The 15,076-nt window shown below is 49.1% G+C and carries 12 protein-coding genes; 8 read left to right on the top strand and 4 right to left on the bottom strand.

What is annotated here, in order from left to right; all coding sequences use genetic code 11:
* Positions 1-41: 41 nt before the first annotated feature.
* Positions 42-2,924 carry a DNA translocase FtsK gene (locus tag AC6R10_RS06125; RefSeq protein ID WP_500671780.1) on the top strand — a complete coding sequence of 961 codons (2,883 nt, stop codon included), beginning with the start codon at positions 42-44 and terminating at the stop codon, positions 2,922-2,924.
* 200 nt (positions 2,925-3,124) lie between these two features.
* Here the strand turns inward: AC6R10_RS06125 and dsbB are convergent, their stop codons facing one another.
* On the bottom strand, positions 3,125-3,637 hold the full coding sequence (gene dsbB / locus AC6R10_RS06120) for a disulfide bond formation protein DsbB (RefSeq protein WP_500671779.1): 513 nt from the start codon (positions 3,635-3,637) through the stop codon (positions 3,125-3,127).
* 110 nt (positions 3,638-3,747) lie between these two features.
* The gene (gene nhaB / locus AC6R10_RS06115; protein ID WP_500627961.1) at positions 3,748-5,337 is read right to left on the bottom strand and encodes a Na(+)/H(+) antiporter NhaB; all 1,590 of its coding nucleotides are present in this window, start codon (positions 5,335-5,337) and stop codon (positions 3,748-3,750) included.
* Positions 5,338-6,011: 674 nt separating this feature from the next.
* Here nhaB and fadR point away from each other — a divergent pair.
* Positions 6,012-6,851, top strand: a complete 840-nt coding sequence (gene fadR / locus AC6R10_RS06110; protein WP_334552516.1) for a fatty acid metabolism transcriptional regulator FadR — start codon at positions 6,012-6,014, stop codon at positions 6,849-6,851.
* 78 nt (positions 6,852-6,929) lie between these two features.
* Here the strand turns inward: fadR and AC6R10_RS06105 are convergent, their stop codons facing one another.
* Both AC6R10_RS06105 and AC6R10_RS06100 read right to left on the bottom strand, forming a co-directional pair.
* The gene (locus AC6R10_RS06105) at positions 6,930-8,126 is read right to left on the bottom strand and encodes a DUF1887 family protein (protein WP_500671778.1); all 1,197 of its coding nucleotides are present in this window, start codon (positions 8,124-8,126) and stop codon (positions 6,930-6,932) included.
* 139 nt (positions 8,127-8,265) lie between these two features.
* Entirely contained in the window at positions 8,266-10,257 is a 1,992-nt protein-coding gene (locus AC6R10_RS06100) for a HAMP domain-containing methyl-accepting chemotaxis protein (RefSeq protein WP_500671777.1), read from the bottom strand.
* A 232-nt stretch (positions 10,258-10,489) separates the two neighbouring features.
* Here AC6R10_RS06100 and hinT point away from each other — a divergent pair, with 232 nt between their 5' ends.
* The 6 genes from hinT to ycfP all read left to right on the top strand — a co-directional run bounded on the left by hinT (position 10,490) and on the right by ycfP (position 14,905).
* Complete coding sequence (gene hinT / locus AC6R10_RS06095; RefSeq protein ID WP_334552513.1) at positions 10,490-10,840, top strand: purine nucleoside phosphoramidase; 351 nt, start codon at positions 10,490-10,492, stop codon at positions 10,838-10,840.
* A gap of 204 nt (positions 10,841-11,044) precedes the next feature.
* Positions 11,045-12,373 (top strand): COG3014 family protein, encoded by a 1,329-nt coding sequence (locus AC6R10_RS06090; protein WP_500672017.1) that lies wholly within the window; start codon positions 11,045-11,047, stop codon positions 12,371-12,373.
* Entirely contained in the window at positions 12,370-12,759 is a 390-nt protein-coding gene (locus tag AC6R10_RS06085; protein ID WP_500671776.1) for a YcfL family putative periplasmic lipoprotein, read from the top strand. The genes AC6R10_RS06090 and AC6R10_RS06085 overlap by 4 nt, the downstream gene beginning before the upstream one ends.
* Positions 12,760-12,795: 36 nt before the next feature.
* Positions 12,796-13,386, top strand: a complete 591-nt coding sequence (gene lpoB, locus AC6R10_RS06080) for a penicillin-binding protein activator LpoB (RefSeq protein WP_334552511.1) — start codon at positions 12,796-12,798, stop codon at positions 13,384-13,386.
* Positions 13,387-13,407: 21 nt separating this feature from the next.
* On the top strand, positions 13,408-14,259 hold the full coding sequence (locus tag AC6R10_RS06075; RefSeq protein ID WP_500671775.1) for a phosphotransferase: 852 nt from the start codon (positions 13,408-13,410) through the stop codon (positions 14,257-14,259).
* 106 nt (positions 14,260-14,365) lie between these two features.
* On the top strand, positions 14,366-14,905 hold the full coding sequence (gene ycfP, locus AC6R10_RS06070) for an alpha/beta hydrolase YcfP (RefSeq protein WP_334552509.1): 540 nt from the start codon (positions 14,366-14,368) through the stop codon (positions 14,903-14,905).
* Positions 14,906-15,076 lie beyond the last annotated feature (171 nt).

Below are 15,076 nucleotides of genomic sequence, written 5' to 3'. Positions count from 1 at the left end.
TTGGCTGTTCGGGCTATTTTTTTCAGTATGTTAGAGTGGTTATGTTCCGAGAAACCAAAAACAAAGTCGAAACCATCGTCGACACTGGGGACCATCGTCAAAAGACGCGCCTTTCCGGTTCCGAGCGTTTACAAGAATGCAGCCTAATCGTGGTTTTCCTCGCCGCTATTTTACTGTCTGTTGCCCTGCTGACCTTCAGCGCGGCCGATCCATCATGGTCGCAAACCGCCTGGGGTATGGAGATTGAAAATGCCGGTGGTATTGTCGGGGCTTGGCTCGCGGACACACTGTTTTTTACGTTTGGCTCACTGGCGTACACTATTCCAGTGGTCATCGCACTGACCGCATGGGTTCTGTTTCGTAAACGAGGCGAAGATGAGCCGCTCGATTTTATGCTTTGGGGCACACGCTTACTCGGCTTAACTATATTGATTCTCACCAGTTGCGGTCTTGCCGACATCAACTTCGACGATATCTGGTACTTTTCATCTGGCGGCGTTATCGGTGATGTGCTGACCAGTCTCGCTCTGCCGACACTTAACGTGCTAGGCACCACGCTAGTGCTGCTGTTTTTGTGGGGCGCGGGTTTTACGCTGTTGACCGGGATTTCTTGGCTAACGATCGTGGATTGGATTGGCGAGCAGGCGATTGGTGCCATCACTTGGGTGATCAATAAGCTGCGCGGTGAGAAGGATCAGGTGTTTGCGCCGACCTTGACCGAACCGGATGCGACGCAACCTGACTCATTACAGCATGAGCCGCGAGAAGGTATGGACACGTCGCCTGCCATCCAAGCGCATTCAGAGCGTGAGGAGCCAGTCAGCGAGGCAGTATCTCCTCAGTCCGCGACACGTCGCTACAACATTCATATGCCGGACAATAGTGCCACTCAAGCGTCCACCTCTGCGCCAGAGACGCCGCTTTATCACTACGACGAGCAAGAGGATGACGAGCAGAGTAACCTGCGTGTTAAGCAGCTTGGTGCCACTATAGAGGAGCTCGATGCGGCGGCCAATAGTGCCAACGATTACGCCCCTGAACCGATTTTGACTCAAGCGTCCAGCGAGTTGCCGTCGCAAGAGCGCGAGCAAGAGCAAGAGCTTACTACGCCTTGGCAAGATGAGCCTGTTTTCCACGATCGTGATGATTCGCCACTCCCTGATATTGAAGAGGATGAGCAACCTCGTATCTCCAGCTTTGATGTGGTCGAAGACGACCCTGAGCCAAGCTTTACGCCACAAGAACCCGACGAAGCGTTTATTGATGAACAGGGCGGCTCAACAGATGATGACGAGGGCGACGTCGATGTAGCACAAGACGAAGATGCGGCCGCGCTGCAAAACTTAGTTGCGGAAGCGCAAGCCAAAGTGGTCGCGTCTCAGAACCCGTTTTTGGTTCAGCAAGATCAAAACTTGCCGAAACCGACCGAGCCTATGCCAACGCTCGAGCTTTTGTACCACCCAGAGAAGCGAGAAAACTTTATTGATCGCGATGCGTTAGAGGAGATTGCTCGTCTGGTGGAATCTAAGTTAGCGGACTATAAAATCACCGCCTCGGTGGTGGATATATTCCCAGGACCGGTGATTACTCGTTTTGAATTGGATTTGGCACCAGGGGTGAAAGTAAGCCGCATCTCAAGTTTATCGATGGACTTAGCACGCTCACTCTCAGCGATGGCGGTGCGTGTGGTGGAGGTGATCCCTGGTAAGCCTTATGTTGGCCTTGAACTGCCGAATATGAGTCGCCAGACGGTCTATTTCTCCGATGTGGTCGGCAGCCAAGCATTTGTTAACGCTAAATCACCGACGACCGTCGTCCTTGGTCAAGATATTGCAGGCGAAGCCGTGGTGGCGGACCTGTCGAAAATGCCTCACGTGCTGGTGGCGGGTACCACAGGCTCAGGTAAATCGGTCGGGGTGAACGTCATGATCTTGAGTATCCTCTATAAAGCGACCCCAGAAGACGTCCGCTTTATCATGATTGACCCGAAAATGCTTGAGTTGTCGGTCTATGAAGGTATTCCTCACTTGTTGTCCGAAGTGGTGACCGACATGAAGGATGCGTCCAATGCATTGCGTTGGTGTGTTGGCGAGATGGAGCGGCGTTATAAGCTGATGTCTGCACTGGGCGTTAGGAACATCAAAGGATTCAACGACAAGCTGAAAATGGCGGCAGATGCGGGCCACCCAATCCACGATCCGCTCTGGCAACCGGGTGACAGTATGGATGAGCATCCACCGCTGCTCGAAAAGCTGCCTTATATCGTAGTGATCGTGGATGAATTTGCCGATCTGATGATGGTGGTCGGGAAGAAAGTCGAAGAGTTGATCGCGCGTTTAGCGCAAAAAGCGCGCGCCGCGGGTATCCACCTCATTTTGGCGACGCAGCGACCTTCAGTAGACGTTATTACCGGTTTGATCAAAGCGAACATTCCTACGCGGGTTGCATTTACCGTTTCAACCAAAACGGACTCTCGAACCATTCTCGATCAAGGTGGTGCAGAGTCACTGCTGGGTATGGGTGATATGTTGTATCTTCCTTCCGGATCGAGTCACACCATTCGCGTCCATGGGGCATTTGCTTCAGATGATGATGTGCATGCGGTGGTCAACAACTGGAAGGCACGCGGCAAGCCAAACTATATCGATGAGATCACCAACGGTGACCAAGGGCCAGAAGCGCTGCTACCGGGCGAGAAGCCCGAAGGTGATGAAGAGATGGACCCTCTGTTTGATCAAGTGGTCGAGCACGTAGTGCAATCTCGTCGTGGTTCAGTCTCTGGCGTTCAGCGTCGATTTAAAATCGGTTACAACCGTGCGGCGCGAATTGTCGAGCAGCTTGAGGCTCAAGGGATTGTCAGCGCGCCAGGCCATAACGGTAACCGAGAGGTCTTGGCGCCAGAGCCGGGTCGAGAGATGAACTGATAGCGGGCAATATGCGTCGTTACTTAACATAGGGTCACTTTACATATAGTTACTCTACATATAGTTACTCTACATATGGTAACTCTGCATACTGTTTCTCGAGACATAGTCAGCGTCGCACCGACAAAGGCGACTCATAAAAAATGGCTTCCGTTTGGAAGCCATTTTTTTACTCGTGTACTCAGAGTGAGTGATGGGTGTTATTTATCTTTGGCAAATTGAGAGAGAACAATGACACCAAGCGCGAGCAGGTTTGCAGCAAAGATAACCACGAGCCACTGTGGCATGGAGAGCGTCAAAAACTGCCATACGATTTTGCTGCAATCCCCATAAGCTTCAAACATCCAAGGCGCCCATTGATTGAGCGGTGCCCAGTCAGGGAATTGAACAAACAGATCACAGGTGTAGAACGGCGAAGGGTTAAACTGGTAATCCACGTGTTCTAGTGACAGCATGAGTCCTTTATAAGCACTGCCGCCCCACGCTGCGAGCCCTAACCAACGCAATACAGCAACACGTGGATTGATGGCACCAATCAGCGCTGCGGCCGCGACGCCAAGCATGGCGATGCGTTCATAAATACACATCACACACGGCGCCAAGCCCATTCCGTGCTGGAAGAACAGTGCACACAACTCTAGTGCGACAATCAAGCCAAACAGCAGTAGCCAAGCAAATCGTCCCTGAGAAAACTGTTTAATCGAAGAAAGCATAAGTAATGAAATATCCCTAACAAAGAAAAGAAAAAAGCTCTGACTAATCAGAGCTTTTTAGCGTGTAAAAGTTTCTATCGCAATAAAAAATTATTCAAACGTGATGCTGATTAGTGACCTTTGGTCACCGCATGCATAATTTCTGCTGAGTGATGCGTGATCCAGCCTGCTTCATAGAACCACGCGGTCATTGGCTCAAGCAGGAAGACAATACCGGCAAAGCCAACTAACGCCAGCACAATCGTGTAGGGCAGTGCCATGATGACCATGCGACCGTAGGACAAACGAATCAAAGGTGCCAGCGTTGAGGTCAACAAGAACAAGAAGGCAGCTTGACCGTTCGGGGTGGCAACCGATGGCAAGTTGGTGCCCGTATTGATCGCTACTGCGAGCAAGTCAAATTGGTCACGATTGATCACGCCTTCCATCAACGCCGTACCCACTTCGGTAATGTAGACCGTGCCGACGAATACATTATCAGACACCATCGAAAGCAGTCCGTTAGCGACATAGAAGAGCGCCAGTTGGGTGCCTTTATCTTCGACGTGCAATACCGCATCAATCACCGGCTTGAATAGCTCTTGGTCGATGATAACGGCAACAATTGAGAAGAACACCGTCAAAAGCGCGGTAAAGGGCAGGGCCTCTTCGAAGGCTTTGCCTAGCGAGTGCTCTTCAATCACGCCCGTAAACGCAGTAGCCAGAATGATGACAGACAAGCCGATGAGGCCGACTGCCGCGAGGTGGAGCGCAAGGCCGACAATCAGCCATACCGCGATAACACCCTGAACCCAAAGCTTAGCCACATCTTGTTTGGTGCGCTTTTTACGCTCTTCGTTATCGTAATCAACCAGAATCTGACGCACCGTGTCAGGCAGGCGGGCGCCATAGCCGAAGACTTTCATTTTTTCGACGAGCACACACGTTGCGAGACCACAAATCAACACCGGTAGAGTAACGGGCAACATGCGAACAATAAACTCACCAAACTGCCAGCCAGCCTGATCAGCAATGATCAAGTTTTGCGGCTCACCCACCATGGTCATCACGCCACCGAGTGCCGTACCCACCCCTGCGTGCATGAGCAGCGAACGCAAGAAGGCGCGGTAGTTCTCTAAGTCATCACGCGTAAGATCGTTAAGATGATCATCTGACGTATGGTCATGAGTCGCGTGACCACCCTGACCGGAGGCGACTTTGTGGTAAATCGCGTAAAAGCCAACTGCGACACTGATGACAACAGCGATCACCGTTAATGCATCTAAGAAAGCAGACAAGAACGCCGCGGCAAAACAGAACGCCAGCGATAACATGCTTTTAGACTGAATACCGAGCAGAATCTTGGTAAAGATAAACAGCAAAAGCTGCTTCATGAAGTAGATACCTGCGACCATAAAGACCAGCAGTAGCAACACTTCGATATTCGCGACAAGCTCATGCTTGACTTGATCCGCACTGGTCATGCCAATGGCGATGGCTTCAATGGCCAATAAACCACCGGGTTGCAGCGGGTAACACTTCAGTGCCATCGCAAGGGTGAAAATAAACTCTGCGACCAACAACCAGCCTGCGACAAAAGGATCGATGAAAAAGAACACAAGCGGGTTGATGATGAGGAAGGCTATGATGGCAACTTTGTACCAATCCGGTGCCTTACCAAGAAAGTTCTTGATGAAGGCGTTTCCGAGTGACATCGGCATGACATTAATACTCTTTATTGTTGTACTGAATTAACACAGACGTGCCCGAATTCAATGTAGGCGTCGCAGCGGGTCATGCGCAGATGGCTCATGCGCAGATAGTCCAGCCGTGTAACGCCATATCAACAGCGACTTAGAAAAACAACATCCTGAGTATCAATATGTGGTCTTGCCAAGTCACTCCCTGAGAAAGACAAGCACTCCTTACTTCGGTCGCCACTCTACCGTTGATAACTTGTTAGTCAATGATTAAGTGATATCTGATAAATGTATCAGTCCACTTTTATTCAAAAACGCGATCAAAGTTACGTAACGCTTGCATAATAGTTGTGAAAATCAGCAATTGATGGCAGTTAGCCATTTAGTTGAACTGATAAGCAACAATATGGGATTATATTGCATCAAAATAACAATGTTAGTTTCAAAAATAAAAACTCATATTGTGTGATTAATGCAGTACTCATAAGGCCTCAGAGAAAGTGAGGTTAGGTAAAGTTAAAATTTATTGGTTTTGACAATCCCCACACCACTTAAAACCGCCAAAACAAATTAGAGTTAATGCTCTATATGGCATCCATGCCACGTTTACTGGTGGTTTGTTTTCGCTAGGCAAAAACTAGTGGTATGATGAGTTCCATTCGACCCAGATAAATATAAAATTGGAACAGTAATTAATGGTCATCAAGGCAAAGAGTCCCGCAGGATTTGCAGAGAAATACATTATCGAAAGTATTTGGAAAGGGCGCTTCCCTCCGGGTTCGATTCTCCCAGCCGAACGAGAGCTCTCTGAACTCATTGGTGTAACACGTACGACGTTGCGTGAGGTCTTACAAAGATTGGCTCGTGATGGTTGGTTAACCATTCAGCATGGTAAGCCGACTAAAGTAAACCAGTTTATGGAAACGTCCGGGTTACACATTCTTGATACATTGATGACGCTCGATGCTGAAAACGCAACCTCTATCGTAGAAGATTTGCTTGCGGCACGTACAAACATCTCACCTATCTTCATGCGCTATGCGTTCAAAGTAAATAAAGAGAGTTCAGAGCGTACCATTCACAATGTGATCGACTCTTGTGAAGCCTTGCTCGCGGCCGACTCTTGGGATGCTTTTATTGCCTCCTCGCCGTATTCAGACAAGATTCTGCAACACGTGAAAGACGATGGTGAAAAAGATGAGCAGAAACGCCAAGCGACGTTGATTGCGAAAACGTTTAATTACTACGATTACATGCTTTTCCAGCGTCTCGCTTTCCACTCAGGTAACCAGATTTACGGCTTGATCTTTAATGGATTGAAGAAGCTTTACGATCGTGTGGGTAGCTACTACTTCTCAAGTGCTCAGGCGCGCGGTTTAGCGCTCAAGTTCTACCGTGATTTGTTGGAGGTATGCGAAACGGGCAACCGCGAACAAATTTTGGTGGTTGTGCGTCATTACGGGATGGAGAGCGCGCAGATCTGGAATCAGATGAAGCAAACTCTACCGACCAATTTTACCGAAGACGACAGCTAATCTCGCTGCCGACCTTAAGTAAGCAAAAAGCCGCGATTGTCATCGCGGCTTTTGTGTCATTGGTATCAAGAATCGTGCTTAACGAGCCGCTGGGCTGTTTACTCCTGTCTTAAGATCGAGTCCGTCAATGCCTCCAGCGGCTTGAAACCATGTCGTAAGATGGGTTTTCAAGTCTTTGAGCTCATCAGGGCCGATTAACGCGAGGCCCAAGTCTTCTGCTCGGGTGATGTCGTTGTAGCGCAGCGGTCTAAAGCTGACGAGCATGGCGCGTGCCTGTAAGCCGCCGAGCAAGTCTCTTAACGATTCGAGTTTGTATAAGGTGTCATCGCCATCATCACGCATACCTTTGGTCTTACACTCGATGATATGGAGCTTGTTGTTGACGACGCAGGCGACATCCAGCTCATTGCGCACTTCACGCTCACCGAGCTCACGATACACCTGCACATTAAGTGAGTGATCTTGAATCGTTGGCATGCTGTGTTGAATCTGGCGCACCGTGCTGTGGACTAGGGTTTCTAGCCACTCCCCGTTGGAGAAGCGTCTTGCATCTTCATTGGCAAAGGTAAGCACACCATTCTCATACGTCGCGATGTTGGCATCCACCAAATCCTCGATCAGCATCTTGAGCTCACGATAGCCTTGCTGCTTCTCCGACAACTCTACACTGAGGATCTGTTCTTTGCGGCATGTCGTGGCGAGATAGTTGAGTGTCGCAAGGCCTGGGCCAAGTTCTAAGGCGTTACTCGCCCAGCGCTCACCCAACTCATAGAGTTTTTGGTCTAACTGAGGCGGCAACGTTTGTTGGCTAAATTCGCCGCGCGCGCCAAATACCGTAAGGTAATCGTCAATGGTGATCCAATCTTGCAGTTGCGTGTCTTCTACGCCATCAGGGTAGAGCCAGCAGACGCGATCACTGTTGGGCTCAACCACAAAAATTGGCCAATGAAAGGTGCGAAACACTTCGTAAACCGACAGGAGTCGATGACGCAGACCACAACTGGCGTTAAGGCGCACATCTTCACCACTTTGCTTAAGGCGCTCTGCCAGTTCCGCAACGGTTTTCTTTATCTCAGAAGGATTAGTAACGTCAGGAATTTCATAGAACTCTGAGTGAATCTCACGCTTAGCCAAGACACGACTCAGTCTGTCGAATAGGGTGCGCTGGGCATTGACGCCAATAAAGATGATGTGGTTACTGATGCTGCGGTTATCTAATAGGGGGGTGACCAAGCGAATCGGGTCTTGGTCGATGATGCCAACATGAATTGTCATAGTTATTCCTCATGTCAGGCCCACAAAAAGGAGAGTAAAAGGGTGAGGCCTAATCACGATATAATGACAATCTGCCGAAAAAACAAGGGCAACCGTTATAATTGGTCGCCCTCTGTCAATAATTTACCGTATCTTTACGTTACAGCTTGAATCGATGCACCAGTTCGCCTTGCTGACCAGCAAGCTGACTTAAGTCATGACTGGTTTGAGCGATTTGCGCCATCGCCTGATAGCTGGTGTCGGCGATAAGGTTAATCTCTTCAATGTTTCTTGCAATGTCTGAGGTGGTTTCACTTTGCTCTGCTGCGGCTTGAGAAATGTGTCCACTCATCTGGCTGATCTCCATGATCAAGCCCTGAATTTCTTCCATTGCACTGTTGGCGTTGGACGCTTGTTCAACCGACAGCTCCATATCGTCCATGCAGCTTTGGATGACTTGGTTGGCTGAAGCAGAACTCGATTGCAAGTTACTGATCATGTTTTCAATTTCGCTGGTGGATTCAGTAGTGCGCTGCGCAAGCACGCGAACCTCGTCCGCCACCACCGCAAAGCCTCGGCCTTGGTCGCCCGCACGCGCCGCTTCAATCGCCGCGTTGAGCGCAAGTAAGTTGGTTTGCTCAGCAATGTTGCGAATCACATCCAAAATGCTGCCAATCTGGCTACTCATGGTTTGCAGATCTTTGACCGCATCAACGGATTCCGTTAGACGTGTCTCAAGCTGATTGATGGTGGTGATGTTAGTGCCCATGATTTGACGACCAGATTCCGACGCCGACTCCACTTGCTCAACCATCTTCTGCGAGCTTTGCGCACTTTGGGCCACTTCCTGAACGGAATGGGCCATTTCCGTCATCGCGGTGGCGACGTTGGCCGTTTGTTCACGCTGCTGATTAAGCTGCGATTGCGCTTGAGAAGAGGTCTCTTGGTTGGTGCGAGCGGTATTGGTTAAGTTATCCGAGGCATCATTGAGCTTCACCAAGATATTGTGCAGGTTGTCCGCCAACGAGTTGATGTGACCGCTGACGCGGCTGAACTCATTGTTGTAACGGATTTCGATACGGTGTGTCATGTCGCCTTTGGTGAGGTATTCCAAGGTGCTAAGAATACGGGTGAGTGGCTCGCGGACACTGTGGGCGATGTGGTAACCGATGCCCAATGCCAGTGCAATTACGATGGCACCAATCAACAGTGAACGAATCTTTCCTTGATTGTAGACTTGCTCTGCTTCAATCAGTGAGGCATTGAGACCCGCTTGGGCCGCTTCGCTGTAGGTAGCCAGCAGCGCCATGGTCGCATCCACTTGCTCAGTCAGGCTCGCAATGTTGGCGTAGAGCGCGTCTTTTGCCACAAGGTAATTGCTGTGTTGATCAAGGACACCGCCTTTTTGACCGATGTCGAGCGTGAACTGCTTGACCGACTCATCAAAGGCTTTTTTCAACTCAGGCATTTGATTGGATAGGCCGTTGTAGGCGTAGTTCAAGTGCGTTACGGCTTTTTTGTTTTTCGCAACGGCTTCTGCTACAAACGCGGTGTCTGAACTTGCCAGCGCGTCAGAGGTGATCACTTCGGCGTCTTTCAGCTTAATGAAGTAGCTTTTCGCCATCACTTTGACGGAAATGCTGCTTTGGTCATCGACGTACTCTTTCATCCCGACGCTCAACTCAGAGTGCAAGCGTTGGAAACGGCGAGAAGATTGTTGTACTTGCGCTTGAGACTCAAACATCGAGCGATAGTTTTCCATCGCTTGCTTGGCTTCTCCGAAGTAACTGCTCTCTTTCTCTTTAAGATCCGCCATGCTGGCGACCAATTCTGGCTTGCTTGCACTGGCCTTTTCAAGGGCAGCTAAGGTTTGATTGTATTCAACACGTGCTTGATCGAATTGGCTTTCGATTTGTTCCATGCGCTCAAAGCTCTGAGTGGTCAGAAAATCTTTGAAAAGCTTATCCGCAGAAAGCAGAGAGACACTGGTTTCGTTGGCTTTGGAAACAAGAGGTAGAGAGGTGTTGGAGACACTCTCGAAATTGGATTGGATTTGCTGCATTCCGTTCAACGTCATCATGGTGGATACGATGAACATCACAATGATCAGTGCAAAGCCAGCGTACATTCTTCTTATCACTGAGCCTTTCATAGATCTCTCCCTAACTATGGCAAAAATTCAAACTATAACGCTATAAATAGCAAAAAGAGTTTGATTGTATGGAGAGTGAGACACACATTTTATGACGCACAATACAAAAATGAAAATGTGTATCAATAAAATGCTCACAACATGATGTGAACACTGTTTTTATTGTGATCTCGATTTGCTTGACGCATACTCGATGGCATTGAAAATTCAACGATACCTTCTGGAGAGTTTCATGGCTGAAGAAACCATTTTCAGTAAAATCATTCGCAAAGAGATCCCGGCCGATGTGGTTTATCAAGATGATTTGGTTACCGCGTTTCGTGATATCAACCCTCGCGCGCCGAGCCATATTTTGATCATTCCTAATACTCTTATCCCAACGGTGAATGATGTCACAGAGGCCGATGAAGCGGTCATGGGGCGCCTATTTACTGTGGCTCGCAAGTTAGCCAAAGAAGAGGGGATTGATGAAGAGGGTTACCGCCTGATCGTTAACTGTAACGCGCACGGCGGCCAAGAGGTCTACCACATTCACATGCACTTAGTCGGCGGCCGTCCACTTGGCCCGATGTTGATGAGTTAATCGACGCGATACAGTCATGACACAAAGCGAACTTTTTGCGTCACTTTGTGTCAGAGAGCAGGTCTCACTGATATTGATGTCGGTGAGATCGGTATCTGAAATTCTGATTTGAGGCTTGGAGTGCGTTTTACGAATCAACTCACCATCCACATTCAACGTCGTGCATTACTCGCCAGTACCCTTGTTATCACGGCGTGTGCCAATATGTCGGCTGGCAACCTGTTTAGCCATTACAGCGCACAAAATGCTGATGTGTACCAAGCGGTGCAGCGAGGGGATTATCAGCGCGCACAAGAAGCGCTGCCTGACTCTGTGGCGGGCGATATTCTCGATAACCTTGAAAAGGGGCGCGTGCACTTTCTCAATCAAACCTACAGCGATAGTAAAGCAGCGTTTGAGTTGAGTGACCAAGCCGTTCGCGCTCAGCAAGATAGAGCTACGGTGTCGGTCAGTGAAACTCTGACCAGCGTCAGTTCACTCGCGGTGAACGACAATCTCAACGAATATCAGCCCGCAGATTATGAGTTGGGCTTTCTTCACCTCTATCTTGGTCTCAATTATCTACAGCAAAACCAACTGGAAGGGGCATTGATTGAGATGCGCCGCGCCAATCAAGTCCAAGAGCGTGCCAAGCAAGAGCGTGAAAAAGAGCTAGCGAAAGCGCAAAGTAATATGCAAGCGCAGGGTTTATCTCCCAATTTAGGCAGCGTGCTGTCGAACTACCCTGATGCGGGAAAAACCTTGGCGGCGGTGCAAAATGCCTATTTGTTGTATCTGTCGGCACTGCTTTATGAAGCAGACAATGACCTCAATGCCGCCTATGTGGATTATCGACGCGCGCTCGCGGTGGCGCCAGACAATCAGCAAATCATAGATGGCACCATGCGCGTTGCGACGCGCCTTAGCATGAAAGAAGACCTGATTAAATTAGAGCAGCGATACGGTAAAGCCAGTTTGTTAGAGAGCGACAAAGCGCGCGTCATCGTGCTCGATGAACAAGGCATAGTGACGGCGTTGCAAGGTTGGAAGCAATCTTTGCCTTTGTATGACAGTCGCAACAATGTGGCCTTCTATACTATCGCTCTGCCGTATTACCCGCCTGCTTCGCCAGAGCGATTTACACCGCTTACATTGAATCAAGCGCCGCTCATGGAATCGCGCTTGACCGATGTCAATGCGATGGCCCAACGTGATTTATCGGAACGTATAACTGCGATGGTGATCCGTCAAGCATTGCGGGTTTGGGCAAAAGATCAATTGCGAAAAGAGGCCACACAAGGCGATGACGTCGGCAATCTCGTATTTAATATTTGGAACACGCTCACCGAGCAACCCGATACCCGCAGTTGGTTGACGTTACCGGGTCATGTTGCGAGCAGCAGTCGTGTGGTCGAGCCCGGAACGCAGAGTATTCGGGTGAATAACCAAGACTACCCGTTTGATGTCGCGGCGGGGCGCACCGCACTGGTGTGGATCTCTCGTCAGGGAGACAATGCTACAATATGGCATAAACAACTAGGAAGTATACGATGAAAAAATGGCTTATAGCGGCCCTCGCGGCCACGGCGCTGATCGGATGCGCAGACAACACAGCAGGTCTTAGAGTCGATGGAGAGACACACAAAGTGCTCTTTGGCGATAACGTCTTAGCCGGCAATCTAAAAATTGAAGACATCGCAACAACAGAGGTAGAAGGGCATGCGCGTGGGGTTGTGCGCATGACCAACCAGTCGAAAGGTGACCTCAATGTGCTGTATCGCTTTTATTGGTATGACGACAATGGCTTGGAGGTCAACACTAAGCTTAGCCCTTGGCGTCAATCCATCTTACGCGGGACGGAAACGGTGGCCTTGTCTGAGGTGTCGGTGAACCCGAATGGCAAACATTTCCGTTTACAAATTCGTGAAAATAATCAATAAATTAATGACAATTCAAGGTTTATGAGGAACCAAGAAATGAAGAAAAGTGTAATAGCATTACTTGGCTTGGCTGTGATTCTCGGCGGCTGTTCGAACAAAGTGAGTTATGGTGACGCGCAAGCGGTTGAAACCACCACGATTGATTTTGGTTCCACTGACTTGCAAAAAATTGCCGGTGAAATGGTCGACAGCATGATGATGTCAGGCTCGGTGGCGGCCATCACACGTGATGCGCGTCCTATTGTTTTTGTTGAGCGCATCAAAAACAAAACCAGTGAGCACATCGATACTGAATCCATTACCGACACCATCAGCACTAAGATGCTCAACTCAGGCAAATTCCGCTTTGTGGATATGGATCGCGTGGAATCGGTGCGTGAACAGTTGAACTTCCAAAACAACGACGAACTCGTTAACCAAAGTACCGCCATCCAGTTCGGTAAAATGGTTGGGGCGCAATACATGCTGTACGGCAACCTATCGAGCATCGCCAAAAATGCCGGTAGTGATAAAGACGTCTACTACAAAATGACCATGCGCCTGATGGATCTTGAAACGGGTTTGATCGAGTGGGCAGACGAGACTGAGATCCGCAAACAAGAGTCAAAAAGCTTTCTAGGTATGTAATGACAAGGGAAGAGGTGATCTATGGCCAGGATGTCTTGGCATGAAGCGTGTCAACTTGATCGCTCTTTGACTGCGCTCAATCCGTTCTTCCCTGAGCCCGCCCAATACGCTCAAACGTTGACAGGCGGGTTGACCAACCGTTGTTGGAAAGTGGTCACTCATCGCGGCGCCTACGTATGGCGCCCAAGTACGCCCATCACCAAAGCGTTTTCCATCTCGCGCTTTCAAGAGTATCAAATCCTCTCTGCACTCGAACACAATCCCATCGCGCCTAAGCCGCATTACATTTGTGAACAAGGGCTGTTGGTGGATTGGATCGAGGGCATTCCGCTGAGAGACGGCCTGCCGTTTGATGATCTGCTCGATACCATGGTGAGTGTTCATCAAGCCAACACACAACGTATTCCCGTCGCGCCGTTTAACTATACGGCACGAGTTGATCATTACTGGATATTGATTGACGACACGCTCAAATCGGACTCGATTCGTGGTGTGTACGAAACGTGGCGCGGTGCGCCCAGTTTGGCGGATGTCGGCCACGTGCTGTGTCATTTTGATTTGGCTGGGTACAACATGGTACGCACCACACAAGGCATCACGGTGATCGATTGGGAATACGCATGCATCGCTGATCCTAGGCTGGATCTGACACTCAGTATCGACGTGTGTCAGCACGACCCTCAAGACGCGGTTTTTCGATACTGTCAAAAACGAGGGGTAGACGGTATTGATGATTGGGTCGAAGGCGTCATGGCTTGGCAACCCAGAGCAAAAATGATGGCGATGCTTTGGTATCTTCTCGCATACCAGTTGTGGGGGGAAGAGCAATATTTGACCGAGGCGACTCGGCTTGAAGGCCTATTTTGTAGCTAAGATCACTGTTTAGTGGTTTTGCAACGATAAAGTAAAAGTTAACCCTACTATTTCTGGTAGATTTGGTCGTGGTAGAGTTGGAAGTATTAGGTTCGAGGGAATTAGAATGATTATTTATTTGCATGGCTTTGACTCCACAAGCCCAGGTAACCACGAAAAAGTCTTACAGTTGCAGTTTATTGATGACGATGTTCGTTTCATTAACTACAGCACATTGCACCCGAAACACGATATGCAGCATCTACTTAAAGAAGTGCACAAAGTGATTGAACAGTCGGGGGATACCTCTCCACTGATCTGCGGTGTGGGTCTAGGTGCCTATTGGTCAGAGCGTATTGGATTTTTGTGTGGCATCAAGCAGGTGATGTTTAATCCTAATCTTCATCCTGAGCGCACCATGCAGGGCCGGATCGACCGCCCTGAAGAGTATGAAGACATTGCGACCAAATGTGTGTCAGAGTTTCGCAGTAAAAATGCGGGCCAGTGTTTGGTGATCCTCTCTAAAGAGGATGAAATTCACGACAACAGTCAAACCGCCGAGGCGTTAGCGCCGTATTACGAAATCATTTGGGACGACACCCAGAGCCACAAATTCAAAAAGATCTCTCAACACCTTCAGACGATGAAAGCGTTCAAACAACGCTAATCATCGCGAACACTTAACCATCAAGAGCGACAGGGTTTATGCCTGTCGCTCTTTTTGTCACCACTTGTCATTAATCCCTACAAAGTTAAGTGAGATAATCACATTCTCCTGTTGCGTGGCGGATTTTGCCCTATATAATGACTTCACTATAAATTTTTTGATAAATATCAA

The sequence above is a fragment of the Vibrio sp. R12-SG2-ISO1 genome, from assembly GCF_059834045.1.
The sequence above is the reverse complement of the archived record's forward strand: the minus strand, read 5'-3'. Positions and strand labels throughout refer to the sequence as shown.